The organism is Shewanella sp. MTB7 (genome assembly GCF_027571385.1).
GTDB lineage: Bacteria > Pseudomonadota > Gammaproteobacteria > Enterobacterales > Shewanellaceae > Shewanella.
The window spans coordinates 2,139,931-2,161,114 of sequence record NZ_CP085636.1 but is presented as its reverse complement, the minus strand read 5'-3'; the positions used below and the strand labels follow the sequence as shown (position 1 = coordinate 2,161,114).

The 21,184-nt window shown below is 39.7% G+C and carries 17 protein-coding genes and 1 tRNA gene; 16 read left to right on the top strand and 2 right to left on the bottom strand.

What is annotated here, in order from left to right:
- The first annotated feature begins 44 nt into the window (after positions 1–44).
- The 13 genes from HWQ47_RS09130 to drt3b all read left to right on the top strand — a co-directional run bounded on the left by HWQ47_RS09130 (position 45) and on the right by drt3b (position 13,141).
- Complete coding sequence (locus HWQ47_RS09130) at positions 45–1,826, top strand: GSCFA domain-containing protein (protein WP_269970828.1); 1,782 nt, start codon at positions 45–47, stop codon at positions 1,824–1,826.
- 249 nt (positions 1,827–2,075) lie between these two features.
- On the top strand, positions 2,076–3,242 hold the full coding sequence (locus tag HWQ47_RS09125; protein ID WP_269970827.1) for a flagellar assembly protein FlgT: 1,167 nt from the start codon (positions 2,076–2,078) through the stop codon (positions 3,240–3,242).
- Between the two features lie 145 nt (positions 3,243–3,387).
- Positions 3,388–3,463: transfer RNA gene (locus HWQ47_RS09120), tRNA-Arg, on the top strand.
- A gap of 212 nt (positions 3,464–3,675) precedes the next feature.
- Positions 3,676–4,617, top strand: a complete 942-nt coding sequence (locus HWQ47_RS09115; RefSeq protein ID WP_269970826.1) for a hypothetical protein — start codon at positions 3,676–3,678, stop codon at positions 4,615–4,617.
- Positions 4,618–4,633: 16 nt separating this feature from the next.
- A complete protein-coding gene (locus HWQ47_RS09110; RefSeq protein WP_269970825.1) occupies positions 4,634–5,755 on the top strand; it encodes a hypothetical protein in 1,122 nt (373 codons plus the stop codon).
- A 130-nt stretch (positions 5,756–5,885) separates the two neighbouring features.
- Positions 5,886–6,071, top strand: a complete 186-nt coding sequence (locus HWQ47_RS09105; protein WP_269970824.1) for a helix-turn-helix domain-containing protein — start codon at positions 5,886–5,888, stop codon at positions 6,069–6,071.
- A 118-nt stretch (positions 6,072–6,189) separates the two neighbouring features.
- Positions 6,190–6,474, top strand: coding sequence for a hypothetical protein (locus HWQ47_RS09100; protein ID WP_269970823.1), 285 nt, complete (start codon positions 6,190–6,192; stop codon positions 6,472–6,474).
- On the top strand, positions 6,474–6,752 hold the full coding sequence (locus HWQ47_RS09095; protein ID WP_269970822.1) for a hypothetical protein: 279 nt from the start codon (positions 6,474–6,476) through the stop codon (positions 6,750–6,752). Before HWQ47_RS09100 ends, HWQ47_RS09095 begins: the two co-directional genes overlap by 1 nt.
- A complete protein-coding gene (locus HWQ47_RS09090) occupies positions 6,745–8,667 on the top strand; it encodes a replication endonuclease (protein WP_269970821.1) in 1,923 nt (640 codons plus the stop codon). The genes HWQ47_RS09095 and HWQ47_RS09090 overlap by 8 nt, the downstream gene beginning before the upstream one ends.
- A 128-nt stretch (positions 8,668–8,795) precedes the next feature.
- Positions 8,796–9,158, top strand: a complete 363-nt coding sequence (locus tag HWQ47_RS09085; protein WP_269970820.1) for a hypothetical protein — start codon at positions 8,796–8,798, stop codon at positions 9,156–9,158.
- Positions 9,159–9,241: 83 nt separating this feature from the next.
- Complete coding sequence (locus HWQ47_RS09080) at positions 9,242–9,901, top strand: SLATT domain-containing protein (RefSeq protein WP_269970819.1); 660 nt, start codon at positions 9,242–9,244, stop codon at positions 9,899–9,901.
- A 13-nt stretch (positions 9,902–9,914) separates the two neighbouring features.
- A complete protein-coding gene (gene drt3a, locus HWQ47_RS09075; RefSeq protein ID WP_269970818.1) occupies positions 9,915–11,168 on the top strand; it encodes an antiviral reverse transcriptase Drt3a in 1,254 nt (417 codons plus the stop codon).
- The gene (gene drt3b, locus HWQ47_RS09070; RefSeq protein WP_269970817.1) at positions 11,168–13,141 is read left to right on the top strand and encodes an antiviral reverse transcriptase Drt3b; all 1,974 of its coding nucleotides are present in this window, start codon (positions 11,168–11,170) and stop codon (positions 13,139–13,141) included. Before drt3a ends, drt3b begins: the two co-directional genes overlap by 1 nt.
- Positions 13,142–13,296: 155 nt before the next feature.
- Here drt3b and HWQ47_RS09065 read toward each other — a convergent pair whose 3' ends face one another.
- Both HWQ47_RS09065 and HWQ47_RS09060 read right to left on the bottom strand, forming a co-directional pair.
- Complete coding sequence (locus HWQ47_RS09065; RefSeq protein ID WP_269970816.1) at positions 13,297–14,613, bottom strand: tyrosine-type recombinase/integrase; 1,317 nt, start codon at positions 14,611–14,613, stop codon at positions 13,297–13,299.
- An 812-nt stretch (positions 14,614–15,425) separates the two neighbouring features.
- Positions 15,426–16,679 carry a dicarboxylate/amino acid:cation symporter gene (locus HWQ47_RS09060; RefSeq protein ID WP_269970815.1) on the bottom strand — a complete coding sequence of 418 codons (1,254 nt, stop codon included), beginning with the start codon at positions 16,677–16,679 and terminating at the stop codon, positions 15,426–15,428.
- A 597-nt stretch (positions 16,680–17,276) separates the two neighbouring features.
- On the opposite strand from HWQ47_RS09060, the gene HWQ47_RS09055 reads away from it, so the two are divergent.
- The 3 genes from HWQ47_RS09055 to HWQ47_RS09045 are packed head-to-tail and all read left to right on the top strand — an operon-like array spanning position 17,277 to position 21,134.
- Positions 17,277–18,398: a uroporphyrinogen decarboxylase family protein gene (locus HWQ47_RS09055; RefSeq protein WP_269970814.1), complete on the top strand. Its 1,122-nt coding sequence runs from the start codon at positions 17,277–17,279 to the stop codon at positions 18,396–18,398.
- Positions 18,395–19,315 carry a sensor histidine kinase gene (locus HWQ47_RS09050; RefSeq protein WP_269970813.1) on the top strand — a complete coding sequence of 307 codons (921 nt, stop codon included), beginning with the start codon at positions 18,395–18,397 and terminating at the stop codon, positions 19,313–19,315. Before HWQ47_RS09055 ends, HWQ47_RS09050 begins: the two co-directional genes overlap by 4 nt.
- Positions 19,305–21,134, top strand: a complete 1,830-nt coding sequence (locus HWQ47_RS09045; RefSeq protein ID WP_269970812.1) for an MtaA/CmuA family methyltransferase — start codon at positions 19,305–19,307, stop codon at positions 21,132–21,134. The genes HWQ47_RS09050 and HWQ47_RS09045 overlap by 11 nt, the downstream gene beginning before the upstream one ends.
- The last annotated feature ends 50 nt before the right edge of the window (positions 21,135–21,184 follow it).

Genomic DNA, 21,184 nt, shown 5'->3' with positions numbered 1-21,184 from the left:
CACAAAAACGACACAGTCGAATTCAAAAGTATGGAGATAACATTATGCAGGGAACCGATTCCACCCCTTATAATAATCAGGGGAAATACGCCTTCTGGCGGACTGCCGTAGCCAGTATCGAACTTGGACAAGAGGAGTTCACCCAACTGCATCAAATTGATATAGCGATCAAGAACCCAAGGATATCCTCAATTGGATCTTGTTTTGCTCAACATGTTGGTAAGTGGCTCAACAGTGGTGGCTACCAGTTTAATCAAAGTAAACTTGAAACGAATCAAATCTCCAGTTTTGCATTTGGCAACCTATACACTCCAAGGTGCCTTCTGCAGTGGTTTGATATGGGTGATAACGATAAGTCATTCGACATCAATAGTGCGGTCTACACCCATAACAGTATATATTTCGATCTTTTGAGACCCAGCTTTAATCCAGAAGGTTTCGACTCACAAGCCGAGTTAGTTACAGCCAGGCTCGCGGCATCAAATGAGATGCGAAAGACGATATTAGCGACAGACCTACTGGTTTTTACCCTTGGATTAACCGAAGCATGGAAAGATAACAGTGATGTTTATTACCCAAGCTGCCCAGGAGTGGTATCAGGTCTATTTGATGACTCAATTTATACCTTCCATAATTTCAGCTATGAAGAGATCCGCACCGATTTAGAAGAGATTGCTACCCGGCTAAAATCTATTAACCCCCAAATTCAGATCATTTTGACCGTTTCACCAGTCCCGCTCACAGCAACCATGACAAACAAGCATATTATGGTAGCCAATCAACATTCTAAATCATTGTTACGCACTGTGGCGGGATTTCTGAGTGATAACCATGTTGATTTCTCTTACTTCCCCTCCTACGAAATCATCACCGTTCCCGGTGCAGGAGATTTTAGATTTGAGAAAAACCTTAGATCGGTCACACCTCAAGCGGTTAACTATGTCATGCAGCACTTTCGTTCCGTTATTGATAAAACGACTCATGTCATATCACCTCAAGAAAAAACAGTTAACACTCTACAGTCCGGAATAAACGTCTCGAGCAGTGATGAAGTGGTATGCGAAGATGAGCTACTCGAAGCCGCAATGAAGCTGCAAGTAAACCCAACACAGCAACAAAAAATTGATATTAGTCTGTTTGGTGACAGCCACATGGGTAAATTGTCCACTGCATTTAGCAAGATAGATATCCAACATTGTGGCGGTATGGTGATGAATGGCTCCGGATTCTCACAAAAGAAATTTGCCATGTGCGATGCCGAATATTTTGTCCCACTGGAGAGTGCGGTATCGAGAAAGCTATGGTCAAGAATATTGAATAACTTGAACAATCACCTGCAGGATAAAACCACGGCGAACTCCACCATCATCACCAACCTTGGCATGCAGACACACCAAAACATCTCGCGATTTTCAACATGGTTGGAACAAACATACCCTGAGGGAGTCGCTGAAATCACCACCAAAGAGTTTGTCGATTACTTCAACGATGATTTAACCGATCAGCTATCCATCCTTTTAAAACTTCACAATCATGGACATAGAGTGATCGTGGTATCCGATCCGCCTTTCTGTCAATATTTTAAAGAATCAAAGTCGATGACAAACATAATCTACTCATACTTTTATGCAATGGAATATGTGTGGAGTCAACTCGGCATCACCTTTTTTAATGCTGCTGCCATCTTTGATCAAGAGGTGTCAGATCCTCAGAGTTATCTGTCAGATATTGAATATGATGATGGCAATCATGATTGGATCCACGGTAATGACAAGTATTACACCTGGCTTGCAGAAAAATTACTCACACTGGTAAATCAAGATTAGCCTTCACTTGCTAAGTTCAATGCAGAGTTGAACTTAGCGTCCCCTCAGTTGTTTCATGTGCATGATTCAACTTGCTATGAATATCTAATCAGCCCACTTAGACTCGCGGTGTTTTTCAAGAACGTAATGACTCCATAAAGGCACATTTATTGCTTAATACTCTCTATAACTTATTATCAGTGAATCAACTGTCATTTTTATGTCGATAGATACATTAACACTGCATCTACAAGGATAAATGGATAAAAGATGAAATTTGTAGCCTTGCTTCTCCTTACCTGTCTCTCTCTCTATTCGCAGTTAGCAATCGGGGCCTGGGTCGTGGTCAAAGGAGAGTCGAATATCGTCGATGGCAATGTGACCAAAGCTCGTGAAGATGCCATTCATCAGGCTCTTACCTATGCAACATTGCAAAATGGAGCCAGCTTTACCAGCACACAAACGGTTAATAATGGCCAGTTAACCCAAGACAGTTTCTCAATAAAGCAGCAATCTCAAGCCGCTAAAGTAGAGTTAATCAACGAACTGATTGAAGGCGATAAACTGACCGTCATGATCAGAGTCGATGTAATAGGCGCTAGTTCACATCAGGCCCAGTGTGAAAGTCAGTCGCTAAAAGCTGCTATCCTCGTCCCCCAATCCTTGATTAACGACAGAACCCAGTTACGTTACGGCAACATCGGCTTCTTTGAAAAAGCACTGTCTGTACGCATTAGCGATACATTGACTCAAGCATCAAACAGTAGTTTCCCTCACTTACATGCAAACGAGCGATTAGATATAGAACAAGCCTTAGTCGATATCAGAGGGTATCGACTTCCTAGTTGGCTCAGCGAAATAACCGATAGCCAATACGTGCTGCTACCTGAAATTATCGATATCTCAACAGATCCAGCAGAAAATCACATGTTGGGACTCTGGAGCAGTGATCCTATCCGACAATTTCAACTCAGACTTTCCCTATACCATGGTATAAGTGGCGAACAGATCTGGAGCCAAGATTACACCTCATCAGCGCCGTGGGAGTTTAAACGCCAAGAGACCGTGCCTTCAAACCAAAACCGATTCTGGAACTCTGCCTATGGGAATAATATTGATAAAGTACTACTTCAAGCCATTCAAGATATAGATCGTAGTTTAAGCTGTCGCCCCATTCTTGGTCAGATAGTCGCCAAACAACATGACCGGCTGATAATCAACCTAGGCCGGCGCCATGGCATACGTGTTGGTGACTCCTTCCAGTTAGTCCTGCAAGAAAACTTTCCCGACCGTTTTGACAAGATGCGCGCAGTCGTCGGCAAAAGCCGAGCCACAGTCAAAATAGATCAAGTCACCCAAGATACCGCCACCGCTGTTCTTGTAGATCAGAAAGCAGCCTATAATGTTCAGGTTAATGATATCGCGATAAAAATTTGACCACAGACAAGCAAACGGTTTGCTGATTTAATCAACGCCTAGCTAACGATTAACGATGACCAACAAACGAAGCTTTTGAATAAGAAATAAGCAACTAAATTTAAAGGCTTTTCATCGAGGAAAAAACCAGTATAATCACTCCCGTCTCTCCATAGCTCAACAGGATAGAGCAGTCGCCTCCTAAGCGATCGATCGGGGTTCGAGTCCCTGTGGGGAGACCAAATAGGCCTATTTTCCTATTAGATTCAACGGGTTAACATTTTATTAACAATCTTGAGTCACCCCTGTATCACCACAGGAATGTGCTTTTTTAGCACTTTTATTTATAAGCATTTCAAATAACCCTCGTTTTACTGCATTAAACTCAGTTATAGACAAATCGCTCCATTTCTAATAGTTTTCTCTTTACGAGATAACATGGAAGTCGTATTTAATGAGCACTCAAAAATCGGTCAACACTTCAAAAGTCAGCTCAGAACTGAAACCAGAACTTAAACCAAAGCCCAAAGAAGCAGATCTCCAAACTGAACTGGCACGACTCATCCCTGAAATGCCCGAAGCGGCACGACAACAATTAGCCGCCCTACTCGACTCTACCGAGAATCCAAACCCAGAGCTTAAGCAAGAGCCCAAACAAGAGTTCAAACAACAGTTCATAGATACCTTTCAGAAGTTTGACTCGCTCACTCAAACTGACTCACAAGTTAGACAGTTATTACCCGAAGACACAACAGAGGAAACACTTGCTAAGGAATTAGCAAAAGTTGACGCTAGCCAGCCAATACTGGAATCAGAGCAACAAGAAGCTGCCGCTATATTTAATCTCATGTTTGACTCTTTGGCAGATTCTGAACCTTGTGACGATATTGAAGAGATTAGACTGTTTGCCAATGCTGCAACACTGAAAGACGCTTTCCCCCAAGAGGAGCAGTTAGCCTTTTCAACGCTAGCTGATGACATATCAGAAGAGAGTGCTGAAATTATCCATGCCGCAATCGCCTGTCAGTTAGCTGGCATGACAAAACCTGCCAAGTTGCTATTCAACCTCTTCACTCAACGTCAGTTCATTGATGCTAATCAAGACTACCAAAAGCTACAGACAGAGATCACTAAGCAGAAAGGCGTTATTGAAAACTCTTCCAAAGCAGGGAAATCAGGTAGAAATAAGAGATATGAGAAAAGAGATAAAGTAAACGCCTACGCTATACAGCTTTATAGCCAAAGAAATTACGCGACCCCACATCAAGCAGCGCAACTGATAGCAGAACAAGTTATGGAATATGCACAGACTATAGGGTATTCATTCTCTACAGCTTATCAAGCGACCAAAACAATTAACTCTTGGTTGAGCAAACACAAGAAATCACAATTATGAAAATGGATATTTATCAGTGATGACTAAAAAAGTGTCTCAAGTTCAAATGCTATTCCCTAAAGGGCTTTACCCTATACACAGTCGTTACATTCAGCTATTTAGTAAAATGTTAAGTAAGCAGGATATCTGTGTATCCGAATCTGATATTCAAATACTCTCGATAGCTTTAGGCTCTACCTCTCAACACTTATTCAAAACCGTAACCTCGAAAACGAGTGTGAGAGATAAGCTAGAAAGTTTACTCACAAATGGTCTCAAACTTAAAGTCGAAGTAAAGAAAAGGCTTGCTACGTACCAAACTGAGTTATCAAAAGAGTCAAATCAAGCTGTTGTTAATTTGGTTATCTCACAATATCAAAGCAAGCTTGATGAAATTGAGACTCGTAAACAACAAGCGATCTTTGAGCAACAAAAGAAACTGTTAGAAGAGCGAAAAACTAAAGCCGAAGCTTTACAGAAACAGCTTAGAGCAGAAAAGGAAGTCTATAGTGCAAGTCGAGTTAGTTTTGAAGATTTCGAGATTTTTGATATCCAGAAAAACTCACGGGTAGATATTCTTCTTACTCAGCTCCGTAAGAAATCAATCACCCCTGATGACATGACGTGGCTAAATGAAAGAGGTTTCTCAAATCAGTTAGTCGAGAGGCAATACCACATACAATTAGCCCACCAACATTTCCAGAACTGGAAACAGAAAAACCAACTTTGGGAGCTTGTTAATGCCAGCGCATCTTACAGAAAGGCGCGTGAATTAAAGAAGATCAAGAAAACACTAGATGAAGTATATCCATTTAAAGAAGCCAAAAAGGATAAAAAGCTAAAATCGGCACTGCTGACAACTTACGGTGGTGTTTGTCGAGATTTACATGAATATGACCGAGGTATAGACCTTGGCCATGAAGCGCATAAAGTCACCTTATTGAGTTTCAGACCATGCACACTACTTGGTGCTATTTACCTTTCAACTGGTGAGTTCACTTTAGGCCATGAATGGTATGACAAAGCAAAAGAGCGAGGCTTCAGCCAAGCTGCCTACGATAACGATATAAAATCTGTTTACTTCAGAGCGAGCGAAGAAGTTAAAAATAGGCTTAAACAGAACCTAATAGCTACTGGTCACAATTATAAATGGCTTTAATTTATACCGTCACACCCTGTGACGGTACTTTTACACCCTCTCGCAGTACTTTCACACCCTGTAACGTGAATACACATTAACCATCTGATCGTAATCTCACTCCGACGAACACAAATCTATCGGAGTTATCATGAATACACTGCTTACCCCCTCACAGGTTTCTGACTGCTTAGGCGTCACTATAGGAACCTTATCTGTCTGGCGCTGTACTGGCCGCTACCCGCTTAACTTTATCAAAGTTGGCCGTCGAGTGATGTATCGCGAAAGCGATGTTGAAAACTTCATTAACGGGAGGGTTTATGAACACACTCTCTGATTTTTGGTCTTATCTGTTCATCTGCTGCTGTTATGGCGTGATACTCGGTTACATAATCTGGAACTACTTTAAGGTGAAAAAACTATGTCAAGAAAGGACTTCGTTAACGGGAGCGTTTATGAACATACTGCATGGCATTTTTTACATCCTTGTCATTGCCCTACTGTGGAAGATTGAGGCAAACATTCAAATTACGAAAGTGGTATTTAGTTCATATTACGGCACCCCGTACCCGTTAACGGGTACAGCGCCTAAACCTGAGTCTATGTACCCGTTAACGAAATCGGTACTCGTTAACGAACCATCTGCTGATCTTACCCCGTTACGAAAACCTGACCCGTTAGGTTATGTAAAGGAACATGGCGATAGCCAGCAAGCAACGAAAAAAGAAGGGGGCAAATAATGGTCGCCCTCACTAAAGAGCAAATTGAATTTATCGAGTGGTTAGATAAAGACAACAGTATTGAGGTCTGTATCGAAGTGTGTGCTGACTTAGGCAAGATGACAGGATACGACACCTTTAACGGCCACTTTCAAAAGCGCACCCTGTTTAGATTAAAAATGCAGGGCTTTATTGCAGAGCAAGCCCATTACGTAACGGGGATCCACTGGTTGCGAGCCAGTCTAAATCAAAGAGGTAAAGCTTGGCTTAATAAAAACCTAGGGGGCACTCATGCCTGAAATTCATCAGCATGATAGGCCATGGCTTAAGCAAAAGCTTTATGGCCTGCCCTCACCCCATAAAAAAGCGATTCTTGCCCTATACAAGAAAAGGCCAACAAGGAGAGAAGCCAATCTTTTGGTATTAGAGCTAACCAAGTCTATCGCCCAAATACTGGGGAAAGATAGCCGCTTTTACAGCATCAACATCGAGGACAAGGATCATAAAGCCAACGCCAAGCAACATGCTAGGCGTTGCATTAAGATTGCAGCCAGTGAACACAGCCAAGGGTTACTAAAAACCTATAACGCTGTGGTTCACTATATGCACTGTTATCAGATAAGCCCGCCTAAACTGTCTGACACGATTCTGATGAATCTAAAGCATGACTCGTTAACGGAACTCGAACACGCCAAAGTGCGCGGTGTACTGTTACGGGCAAATGATGAGTCATGGTGGAAGCCTAAACTCAGAAAGCTGCATAACAGGCAGATAGAAACCATCTCACGCATGTTGAATCTGGTGAACAAGCACAAAGGGATCTATGCCAGTGACATAACGGTGAGCGGTTTTAAGAAACAGTGGCAAAGTAATCAACAGTTACTCGAACAGACCATAGCCACCAATGAGGATGATTTCAGCATGAGTTTGGCTGAACTGTCAAAGCTCAATGTCTCTAATCCCGCTATTCGCAAAGCCGAACTCATGGTTCGCATCCGTGGCTTTGAAGATCACGCTAAAGAGATGGGCTATTCAGCCCTATTTCTTACTATGACCACTCCATCAAAGTATCATCGCAGTTTTGCGAAATCTGGGGATGAAAACCCCAACTGGAACGGGGCAACGCCACTTGATGGCCAAGATTATCTTAATCGCACTTTCCAGCGCATTAGGGCATCACTTAACCGAGATCAAATAGTCCCGTTTGGTTTCCGCATTGCCGAACCCCACCATGACGGAACGCCTCATTGGCATCTATTACTTTTCATTCCGACTGAACAGCAACAAGCCTTAGTCGATACCTTCGAACAATATTGTTTAGAGGAAGACGGAGACGAACACGGTGCTAAACAGCGTCGTTTCAAGGTCGAATATATCGACCCCGAAAAAGGTTCAGCCACTGGCTATGTGGTGAAGTACGTTTCAAAGAATATCGACGGCAAAGGCATAGAGCATGATTCATACGGTAAGGAAGCAGTCACTTCCGCAGTCCGCATCAAAGTGTGGGCTTCATGTTGGGGCATTCGCCAGTTTCAACAGATAGGCGGTGTTGGTGTCACCCAGTGGCGAGAGCTTAGGCGACTGCCGCCTCAAACAGACCAATCCCTTGATGAATTCGAGGCAATTAGACAGGCCGCAGACAACTCTGATTGGAATGAATACACCTCGCTTATGGGAGGCGTATTTTGTAAACGTAACGAGCAAACGGTAAGACCGCTCTACCTTCAAAAACGAAATCGTCAACCCGCACACCAGCAACACACTAATTTCAGGGAAGTCCAGATAGAACCTAGGGATGCACAGCACAGTGGGTCCCGAATATCCCCGAATCAAGATCCCGAAATTGCCGAACCTCAACAACAGAATGCCGAAAGCTATCTAACGTTCAAAATCGATAGCAAAGCCACACCAACACTAAGCAATGCCGAAACATGTCCCGTGATATGCACTGAGCATGAAAGCACATCTAGCGAACCTGTAAACAAGTTAGCAAGCACTTGCATCGAGCAAGAAAGCGCATGTGATTTGAAGCTAGCAAGCGCATATAGAGAGCAGCGAGAAAGCGCATACAAGACTAACCGTTATGGCGACGAACTCATGACCCAACTCAAAGGACTTATCTATCTAGGTGTTGAGATCATCACTCGCCATCACGAATGGACACTAACACTTACTCATCAGCCTAACGCTGTTAACTTGGAGTCCTGTCAATAACTGTACTGAAACGACTAAAGTGTGACAGTAACGATGAAAAGAGGTCTAGAACACTTTCATTTAGCCGAAAACAAAGTATTATCACAATCAAGATAAATATCAGTTAAACATATACTTAAGGACGAGTAATGGATCCACTATCACAGCTAATCGCAGCATATCTGCAAGTAACTAGCAATAACATAGCGGATCACATAATCGATTCAGTCAATGCCACTGTTACAACCCAAAACATTGTCTATAACGACACAAATATTCGTTTCCAACATCAACTTTGGAAAATTAAACCAAAGAGCGTTTGTTCCGACCTTGAACAGCAAGCTACTCAGTTTTCACTATGCACCCAACTAGCCAAAACCATGTTCACAGAACTGTGCACGCAGCTGTCGAGCAAGGGGAACTTAAACCAGAAAGGCAGAAAGTTATTCAACATGTACTGTAATGCCTCTCTTAGCTACAAGCCTATTATTGCTTATATCAGTGAACTATAGGTGAAAAGTTAGGTTTATAAATATCAAACAAAAAATAACGAAATACAAATAGTTATACAACAAATTAAAAGCAGAGCTAAAAAATGAACACAGAAAAAGTAGAACAACTTAGAAAGCGAATTAAAAACACGGCATACGCAAGATTCTTTTCGGCTAGAAGATATAAAAAACTAAACAAATACTCTTTATTTGCATTGACAACATCGTCATTCTCACTGATATTCATTTCAATAATAAACAAGTATTCTGCAACAAGTGTAATTAGCTCTAATTCATTTGAACTTTATCAAATACTATCATCAATTTTCATTGCTACATTATCGCTAATTGTTACTTTATCTAATTACTCATCAAAATCTGCCGAGATGTTGAAAAGTGCTGAAAAATTAAATGAATTAGTAAGTGAAATAGAGTTAAACAATAGTTCAATGACCCCATCATTAGAAGCTGATATTAGATTTGACTACAACACATTAAAGTCCAACTCTACTAACCATGAAGAGTTTGAATTTGAATATGGAAAAACAGATAGGAAGAATGAAGAGGATAATAAAAACACATATTACGTCGACATATTTAACTTTATGAAAAACCATTTCATATTTGCATCTTACTTAGCAATATTTATATTCTACTTAACTTCATGCGCCTATATTCTACTCAAGTACAATCAAACCAACTTTATATGTACAACAATGAATACCACACATCAAATAATCTACTACATTAACGCCTCCCGATAATTTTGGATTAAAAATGCTTAATCAAACCTTCGATACAAAATCATTATTACAGTTAACTAGAAAACAAGAAATAATTAAATTTAGGTTAGGGAGGAATATTGACGAGTATAAAGAAAGCTTAGATAATATATCAAAAAAAATTCAACATGATAATTTTAATTTTGAATCGTTAACATTATTCACTAAAGACAAAAGGAATATATTTTCTGTTGACAGTGACTGTGACTATTATGCACTAAAAAAACTTACTTATAACTTAAAACGATTGTACCGAATAAAATTTAGTAACAGAGAAGATATATCAGAACAAGTACTAAAAATCCTTGAAGATGGATCGCACTTAAAGGTTATACGAGTTGATATAAAGAATTTTTTCGAAAGCGTTCCATTTGAAGATTTAATAAGTAAAATTAAAAACGACAATTTATTATCTTATAAAGGTGTTGAGCTTCTTGATAAAATCAAAGAGTGCTTACCAAAAAAATTCACAGGACTTCCAAGAGGACTAGCTATCAGCTCAGTTCTCTCTGAACTATACATGGAAGTTATTGATAAAAGAATCAAAGAGTTAGATAGGATATATTTTTATACTAGATATGTTGATGATATAATAATAATAACGCCAGATTTGAATTTAAAATTCAAATCTATGGTAAAACCAATTATCTCAGAACACAAACTTCAGTCTAACAATAAGACTTCAGAAGTTGTTTTAAATAACATTACAGATAGCCAACAAACAAAAAATATTATTAGTTATCTTGGTTATGAATACGAAATGGATTCATTAAATAGTAGATCAGAAGATCAACGAAGGCTTGTTGCAGTCAGGCTTTCAAAAAATAAACTTAATAAAATAAAAACAAGAATAATAAAAGCCGTTCTTAAATATGGAAAAAACAACTTATCTAAAGAAGGTGAAATTGAATTACTAAAAAATCGAATAGAATTTTTAACTGGAAACTATAGTCTACATAATGACAACTCAAAAAAATCACAGTATTCAGAAGACATGGGAACATTGAAAGGAGGTATTTATTACAACAACAAATTAATAAATGATCTTTCGAACCTTACCAGTTTAAATATTTTCTTAAGGAACACTGTTTTTTGCAAAAGAAATTCAAACCTAGGTAAAATTGTAAAATCAATCCCAATCAGAGACAGAAGATATATTTCTTCTCTTTGCTTTAAAAGTGGTTTCGAGAAAAGGATATTTTTCAACTTCACTGAAACTCAATTCAAATCTATATGTAAGTGCTGGTAATGAAAAAGAATAAATACATAACAATAAAAAAGAATGATTATAATAGAGTAGTCTTAACCGATGTACTCCCTTATGAACTCCCATTCATATTAACCAATGAAGGGTTTTATAAGTCAATGAAGAATGGGATCATTGACAGCAATGTCATTTACTCATATTTCTTTAACTTAGACAATGATACAAAACCCTTTGAATACCTGATAAATAGAAACGCTAAATCTTCAAGGAAATTATACTTAATACATCCTTCAAACCAAATTAAATTCACAAAGCTATATAACGATTATAAATTATTAATCACACACCTATGTTCTAGAAGTAGTTTCAGTTTAAGATCTCCACATTCAGTCGCCAGTATTTATTATGAAAAAGGATGTAGTGAACCCCACAAAGATTTTAAAGATGAAGGAGTTGACCTGTCAAATGATAATGACTCTCCAAAATATGCAAGTTCATTTTTCAAATATAAAAACTATGACTTCCTATATAAGTTTTACGATAATTATGAATTTCATAGAATTGAAAGGAAATTTCAAAAATTATTCAAATTTGACATAGCCAAATGCTTTGACTCTATTTCTACACATATGTTAGCTAATAGTCTCCGAGGTGAAGTTCTTGCAAAGAATTCAATGTCATTTAATAATTTTGATACTACGTTCATAAAATTAATGGAAAGTTGTAACTTTGGACGTATGCATGGATTAGTTATAGGTCCTGAGTTCTCTAGGATTTTTGCTGAAATAATTCTACAGTCGATTGATTTAAACATTAAATCAGCATTGAAAGAATGTGATATAATCGAAGGTAAGGATTATGAACTTAGACGGTATGTAGATGATTACTTCTTCTTCCATAATGATAGCGCAATAAAAACACAGTCTTTCGAGATAATCAAAGATCAACTTGAAAAATTCAAACTATATTGTAATGAGTCGAAATGTATTGAATTTTCAGTCCCATTCATAACTTCTGTAACATCAGCAAAAATCAATATACAGAGTCAATTAAATCAACTTTTTGATATATTTTCAGACAAAGAAGAATTAACACCTATCACTGATGAAAGTGAAGAGCAAGACCCTCACCACATACTATCTATTACATTAAATTTAAATCGATACAACTTAATTTCAAACCGTTTAATCAGAGACCTGAAATGTATTATTAATGATAGCAATGTTGATTACTGTAGTGTAACGGGTTATTTTTTCACTCTTATAAAAATAAAATCAGCTGAGATTGACAAAGCATATTCGTCTAAATTCAGTGACGATACTCAATCTGAAAAATTATGTAGATTTATACTTATACTTATTGAACTGTCATTTTTTGTATATGCGATGGACTTAAGAGTAAGAAGCACTTATTTAGTAAGTCAGATTGTCATTATACTTAACCGATTATCTAAGAGACTATCTCCAGAACAGCGTGAAAGGTTTGTAAAAAAGGTGTATGACGAATCAAATTCAGCAATCAGTATAACTCTTAATAGTGATTCAAAACATCATGTTGAACTTCTAAATCTCATCATAGCCCTTAAAGATATTGATCCAAACTATAAAATTCCAAGTGAAACACTAGAGTCGATACTCGGCCTGAAAACCGATGAGTGTGATTACTTCAGAATCATGGTTGGATTATACTATATAAGAAATGACAAAAATTATCGCACAGTGAAAGAAAAGCTCAAAAAAATAATTGTTACTAAAATCACTGCACCACAAACAAATACGAGTTCAGAATCTACTCATTTGTATTTTGATTCAATGAGCACCCCATATTTAACAAATAAATTTAAATCGAAAATAACTAAATTAGCCTTAAATGATTTTAAGTGTTTTGATACTTTAGACATTGAAGATTTTCAAAAAAAATCTTCTGAAAATATGTGGTTTATTGATTGGAGCAAAAATGCACCAATCGAGCGTCTTTTACAGAAAAAAGAGTTGAGAACGCCATACGGAAACTGATATATTAATTTGTGGGCTTCATAGAATACAGATTTAATCTGATTTCACACACGATATTGGCTGTGAAGCCCACAACTCATCAAGACTATATTTACTTCTTTACTTAAATACCCTATCCCTTTGATTATTTTAAATCGATTATCTATTCAAATAAATTAATTCAATGTTCCAATAATAATCATTAGCTCTCTTCTTTCCTCTCCAGAGAGCTGTTGTATCTCTTTCACTAGCTTATCAACTTTAGACTCAACCACATTCAAGCCCATCAGTTCTGCCGTGGTGATCCCAAGCTCCGCCCTCACCTGTTCGATATCAAGGTGAGCATAGGTGCTGGCAGTGATACTGATATCACTGTGACCTAGCAGTTTGCTGGTCATCTGAATGTTACCGCCACGCATGACACTCCAACTGGCAATGGTTCGCCTCAAATCATGAATGGTGACGTTTAGCTCTTTCTCCTCGCTTCGCAGACCCGCCCTTTCGGTTATGCGCCACCAAAAGCCTCCCTTGCCTGATTTTTCGGTGATATGCCCTGTTGCGGTGCGGCTGGCGGGGAAAACATATTTCTCACCTTGCACAGCTTCGGAACTTCTGCGTTTAAGGATATCCATCACCTCAATGGTTAATGGCACAGCATGAGGCCGCTTAGCTTTCATCTTACTGGTTGGAATAATCCAAACACCGCGCTCGTGATCCACCTCGCGCCACTCCATGGCAAATACACAGCTTTTACGTTGGCCAGTGAGCAATAACAACTTAATCACGTCTTGATAGATTTGATCTTCGTAGTTGAGGGCTTCGAGCAAGTTTTTAACTTCAAGCTTACTGAGCACACGTTCACGTTTTACACCTGCGAGCTTTTTGATCTTGGCAAAGGGATTAGGCTCTTGTTCGTTGTACATCGACTTCATCAACGACAGGCATTTATTGCGAATTGGCACAGTCTTACTAATGAGGATTTTTTTAAGCAGATTATTAGCATCTAAACGGCTTAGTTCACCAACTTGCAGATGAGCGACTCTAGATTGAAGATGGGCTTTCCAGAGAGATTGAATATCACGTAGGGATTTTGGCCGCCTCTCATTGGTTTTAATCTTTAGCTGAAACTCAACTTCGTACACATCGAAGAGTTGTTGCACTGTCATAGACAAGGCAAGTTCACGATCAGCTAGTTGTTTTTTCTCGCGTTTTACTTCGTTGGGGTTCAGTCCTTGAGACATTGTTGCGGCATGTTTTAAGGCTAATTTACGAGCGTTCTCTATGGTGATCGTGGGGAAGTCTCCTAGGGAGATTGTAACGGCTCTACCTAAGTGCTTGCGACGAAAGCGAAAAATAGTTTTGCCCGATACTAAAACATCAATAAAAAGGCCTTTAACGGAGCTTTTATGGCCAATATCGGGAACTTTATAGCGTTTTTCGGGCTTTTCGAGCAGTTCTAAAGCACGTTTTGTGAAAGGTATTTGTTTTGTCATAATGACTTAGCCTCAATTTTATCGCTTCCCTGTGTCACCCCTGTGTCACCACTGGGGTTAATTTAGACCAATCTACAGTAATTTTGGTTAATGTCAAAAACGCATAAAACCACATAACTAACTGATAAATAAAGATTCGTTAATTTTGGTAAATTTTGGTTAACCTCGAAACACCTCACCTGTGGGGAGACCATAAGTGCCACGCGCTTATTCACGCTAATATTGATTATTGTTTTGCTAGTTAGTCTTCAAATTAGACCTCATATATGGCACTTTCAGCTTTCACGCATTAGCTAGTGTTGTGTTTTACCTCCTATCTTTCGAATAATTAATATCCCTAAATATTTGAACTCAAGTTACATCATTCGCGGCAATGTTTTTCCTGATCAAACAGCTCTCGCCTCTCCTCATCTGAGAGCTGTTGTATCTACTTTTTACACCAGCACTTACACAATCAGTAGCTTATCCACTTTCGACTCTTTCACAATCACAGTCACATTTAACCCCATCAGTTCTGCCGTGATGATCCCAAGCTCTACCCTACTCCCTTTGTACAACAAGAAGGTTCAATATCAAGATGATCATAAGTACTGGCAGTAATACTGACTTACGTATAAAACCGTGGCCAAAAAAGGTTGACCACTACATATCGACAGATGGCTATGACCTAATAGCTTACTGGGAATTTGCATCATCAAGTAAAGAGTGCCACCACGCATGACGCTCCAACAAGCAATGGTTCGCCTCAAGTCATGGATAGTGACGTTTTGTTTCTTACCCTCTTTTGAAGAATATTAGATTCAAACAATGCCTTAGCTTCGCTGCCATTTATCAACAACAAGAGCAGCTATGATGTCACCCTCAACATTCACAGCGGTGCGAAATGTATCTAGGGGTCGTTCAATAATGAGCAAAATTGCTATCGCTTCTAAAGGGATCCCTGCAGCCAACAACACTAACTGCATACCCGACATCGATCCAGATGGCATTCCTGGAGCGCCAATAGAAGACACCATTGCCATTATAAATATCAACACGATTCCAGTTGTTGTCAGATCAATGCCAAATAGCTGAGCAAGAAAAACAGCTGCCACCCCCTCAAATAGCGCAGTACCGTCCATATTCATCACAGATCCCAAAGGCAATACCATACTGCTAGTAGTGGGTGATACGCCAAGCTCCTCAGCGCTTCGCATCGACAAGGGTAAGGTTGCAGCACTCGATGAGGTTGCAAAGGCCATTGCTAGAGGAGCGCTAATGCCCTTAAACAGCGTGGTTATTTTGATCCCTGTAAACAATTTTGCCAGACTAGGTAACACCACCAGCCCATGGATCATCGTTAGTGTAAACACTAAAAGCGAAAATAGGGCCAATTGACTAAATAAAGCAGTGCTACCTTTAAGGGAAAACTCAAGCACAATAGCAAAAATGGCTAAAGGTGATAGACGAATTATTCCGTCAATCATAGTGTTTATGCCCTTATTCAGGCCACTTATTACTTCGAACAGTGGGTGCTTTTCAGGGAATGCGGTTAATAGTGAAATCCCCAACATGATAGAGAACACCACCACAGCGAGTAAGTTTCCATCAGCGATGGCCGCAACCGGATTTATTAGTGCCATATTCAATAACTTAGTCGCTATGGCACCACTGCTTGCCGCCTCTTCACCAATCAGAGTGGTGCCTTCAGCTAAAGGCACTGCCTGGATTAGTGGTTCCCAAGCTGGTAGCAGTAGCGACGCACCCAAACCAAGACATACCGCTATAATGGTGGTGAAGGTGTAAAACGCTAACGTACGCCCGCCTAAGGTTTTAAGCTTAGCGATCGCACCTATGTTACTGATCCCTTCGATTAACGACAGCATCACCATGACGCCTACGACCATCTTCAACAATCCGATATATACGGTTTTACCTAACATTAAGAACTGATACCAGACTTGCTGTTCAACTTCAGCGATGACATTGGGTTGAACTAAAGAGATTAGCATGGTAGCGAATAACCAAGCGACGCCCGCAACTAAGACCAGTTGCAGCGGCAAAGAGCTGCGAATTTTATTCCACATAAGGCGTTTCCAATTTGATTTATTTACTGGCTAGCTACAACTAGCGGCAAGTATAGGGTTAAGCAGCAGACTAATTAGGTGCTCAATCGCAAATTGAGCATTGCGCATCTAAAAGCGGGTCAAGGATTATAAGGAATAACAGAAATATGATAATTGGCTGGTTTGGTAATTAACTATTACCAAGAGGTAATAATTAATTTTTGAATTAGTGGGATCAGTACAAACTTTTATTTTAGTTGATTGCCATCCAACCAAACAGCTCTCTCCTCCGAGAGCTGTTCTACCTCTACTACTTACACAAGATTTACATAAAAACTCACAGAGTCAGTAACCTTCGGCTCTTGAGCATCAGTTTCTATATCAAGGTGGCATAGATACTGGCGGTGATGCTCACTCTTGTTTAGATCTCACCTCAGTCAAACGACAGATGGCTATGGCCTGTTACTGAAGTAATGTTGGGATCGACTTAGCTCCCTTCAATACAATAAGAAAAGTCCTCTTTCAGATATTTGCTATCCTTACAAAGTGCTTTCTCTGATGAACTATGGTGAAGAACAATCATAACTTCATGACAATATAAATGAAGAGGGGGGAAAGATGGTAAAAAATAGGTTTCGTCAGCATATGTTGACTGAAATTTTACTCGATGTGGGTTGCACTCAGCTTAGTGCGCTACCCTTAAGTTGGTTTAATGATACTCCAACAGAGTTTATGGATGCGATTCAGCCCATTGGAATATTGCAACCTGAAGAAGTTGCACTTTGGCACTCTGATTTTCAGCGCATCGGGGCAACTTACAAAAGAAACAATCCATTGTCCCAGAGTGATCCTTTCGGAGTTAAATGGCATGAGGATCCTAACTCAGGTTTCTCGCCTATTTTACATCCCATTAGAGATAGGCATAGTCCCCTTCCCCCAGCCACTCAACTTTCATTTACTCATCAAGGTGTATATCGTCCATACACGATTTTTGATGCACCAGTACCAGGCATTTTAGGCTTGGCGTTTTTAATGCGCGGCTATTGGAATCTACTGTCTGATTTTGCACACGATCCCATATCTGCTCATCGTATTTTAGATTGGTCCACTGAATTAGTGCTGCAATATTATCAACAGCTATTTGATAGTACTGAGATATCAGCAGATATTGTTTTTTATGGTGATGATATTGCTTTTGTAAACGGTACTTTTCTATCAGAAGAGATGTATAGAGCATTTCTGTTTCCTAAAATGAGGCGGGTGCTCTGTTGGCTTAAGAACCAGTCTCAGGCTGCAATACTGTTTCACTCATGCGGAGATATATCACCCTATATTGATGATCTTGTTCAATTAGAGATAGATATACTCAATGTTGATACTGGTATCAAGAATATGTCACTCGACAAGCTGAGAGCTCAAATACCTAATACCATGGTGTTATACGGTGGCGTTGACCTATGTGAAATAGGGTGTTTACTTCGTAAGGGTGACGTTGCTTTACTCGCTAAAAGACTTCAGTTTTTGAAACTGATCATGCCATGGATTGCAGCAACGACAGAGCCACCAACCACCCAAGAGAGAAAGCGTGACTGTATTACAGCCATTACCACTCTTAAGAGCAACACTAAGTTATTTGAAAAGTTGTCTCAGGTAACTGACTGGCAAGAATTAGCAAGTCAATTGATTAATGAGTATCGCCAATCAGATCTTGGAGTTTCTCATGGAGTGGAAGCTCTATGAATAACAATGAGGAAGATCTACAACAAGAAATAATAGCTTCATTACACCTTGAGATTGAACAATTAAAATCTAAACTTAGTAAAGCGATTAAAGCGCGTAAAAAATATGAGCAAAAACTCGATGATATGCATGAAAAGCAACTTCTCACAGTGGAACAGAAAAAAATGGCATCGATGGCGCAGCTAGTTGCAGGAATGGCCCATGAAGCGAATACACCAATAGGCGTGTGTGTGACCTCGAGCTCAGTCATCAAACGGGATTTAGTCTCTTTTAAATCGGCCTATCAGGGCGGTACCTTGGATGAGAATCATATCGAACATTTTTTCGATATGAGCGAAGATTGTATCGTTTTGATTGAAGCAAACCTCCAGCGCCTTGCTGAGATGATGACAAATTTTAAAAAGCTGGCGTTACAGCAGAAAGAGGTTGATTTAGAAATCATAAATATGATGCCATTTATAACCAAGATGCAGAGCTATCTTCATCAGAAATACTGCAAGCACGAACAGCTCATTTCTGTAGAATGCGGTGAAAGTATTCAGATCAAATCTTATGCTCAATACTGGCAAGAGATACTTGAACAATTAACTAAAAATGCCGTTATTCACGGGTTTAAGCATAAACATGACGGCCAGATCAACATCTACATAGATAGTAATGAAGATGAGCTAATCGTACTTTTTAGCGATAATGGTGAAGGGATGAGCACTGAGACAAGTGAGCAAATCTTTACTCCATTTTTCACGACGTTACGTAGTTCCGGTGCTATGGGGATAGGAATGAACCATCTCTATAATTATATCACTCATGTTTTTAAAGGTACGATATCGGTCCGTAGCTCACTCAATAAAGGATGTGAAGTCATCATTATGGTGCCTTTAACTATCCCGATAGGAGAGGATAACAATGAACAGTGAAATGAATGGTCGAGAGCGAATTTTTGCTGCAGTACTCAATGAACAACCCGATAGAGTTCCTATCATTCCCATCATGATGACTCGGGCTATTCGTAATCTTGGAGGTCAGGTATTAGCAGATCGATGCCAAAGAGAGCCTGAAATTATGGCTAAGGCTAAGATGGTGACCTCACAGATGTTTGGTGGAGATGCCATTATTGCGGGCACCGATCTTTTTTTGTCCGCCGAAAACCTAGGTGCGGGTATGGAATACTTAGAACGTGCCCAACCGACACTTTTTCAACATCCTTGTCCTACAAAAGATGACTTCGAACGCTTAGTCGAATCAAAACGTATTTTTAACCCGGATATAGGACGCGTGTTAAACGTGGCAAAAGAGGTTGAAATATTAGTTAAACATGGTTTTCAGGATAGCCACTTAATTTTGATCCCTATGGGAGGGCCAGCAACAACTGCTCAACTTCTTGTCGGCTCGGCGCGTTTTATAACCCTAATGGATCAAGATCCTGAATTTTGTCATCGGGTTTTACGCCTTGCAACAGATAACATCAAGTCGATATGTGATGTCATGGCGCAAGCAGGATTACATGCTATCAATTTCCTTGACCCTTTTAGTTCTGCCGATATCATGCCACCTGAACATTTTAGAACTTTCTCTAAACCTTATATTACCGAAGTGATGAAACACGTCAGTGGGCTGGGACTTGCGCCTATTTTACATATATGCACCTTTACCAGTCCTATTTGGGAAGACATGAAAGAGACTGGAGCGGTTGCACTTAATGGCGATTTTTGGCCGGGAATCGATAAAGCGAGACAGATTGTGGGTGAAGGGTATTGCCTTGTTGGCTCTGTTAATCCATTCACAACAATGCTTAAAGGGACGCCAGAACAAGTCAGAACCGAAACGCTAAAATGTATCGAAACCGCTGGAATGAATGGTGCATTTATCTGCTCTCCTGGTTGCGATTTAGATTGGAATGTACCCGCTGAAAATATTCATAGTTTGATAAAGACTTGTCAATCAGTTAAATACCCCATTGAACCTGGTTCGCTAGGTGAACTGTCAGAAATATTCGTTTCAGGTCACGCCAGACACTTTGCAACCATTCAGCGTAAAGCTAAGCATATAGAGCACCCTAGTACTAAAATCCTAACGCCGAAAAACAAGATATTAGATCAAATCACCCAAGCTGTTATCAATAAGGATGAAGATAAGGTACTCGACTTAGTCGACATAGGGTTGAAAGAGGGAATTTCTGCCGAGGACCTCGTCTTTAATGGCTTGGCGATTGGCATGCAGATCTGTGGTGAACGTTATGAAGAACATCAGATCTTCGTTATCGATTTGATGCAATCGGCAAAGGTTATGGACACAGCAATGCTTCTATTACTTCCTTTGTTTGATCCTGAAAAACGCAAAGCAAGAGGAGAAAAGAGCGCGACAATTGTTATCGGTCTAGTACGGGGAAATACTCAGGATATTGGAAAGAACTTGGTATCACTGTTATTTACCGCGTACGGGTTTGATGTCCACGACTTGGGAAAAAATGTCAGTCCGGAATTATTTATCGAAGCTGCAGAGGAGAAAAAAGCAGATGTTATCGCGATTTCCATAATGACTGATTCGTCAATTGTCTATGTTCAACGCCTAATTCAGTTATTGACCGAAGAGGGAAAACGGGATAATTATTTAATCTTATGTGGGGGGGCTGCGATGAATATGTCTCTTGCTGAACAACTCGGTGTTAAATATAGTCCAAATGCGAATCAAGCAGTTGAATTATTACAAGAGCATAGCAAACTATCCCGCCCCTGAATGAGTGATAATTTGACAACAAACACAAAGTAAGTTGCTCATATCATTAT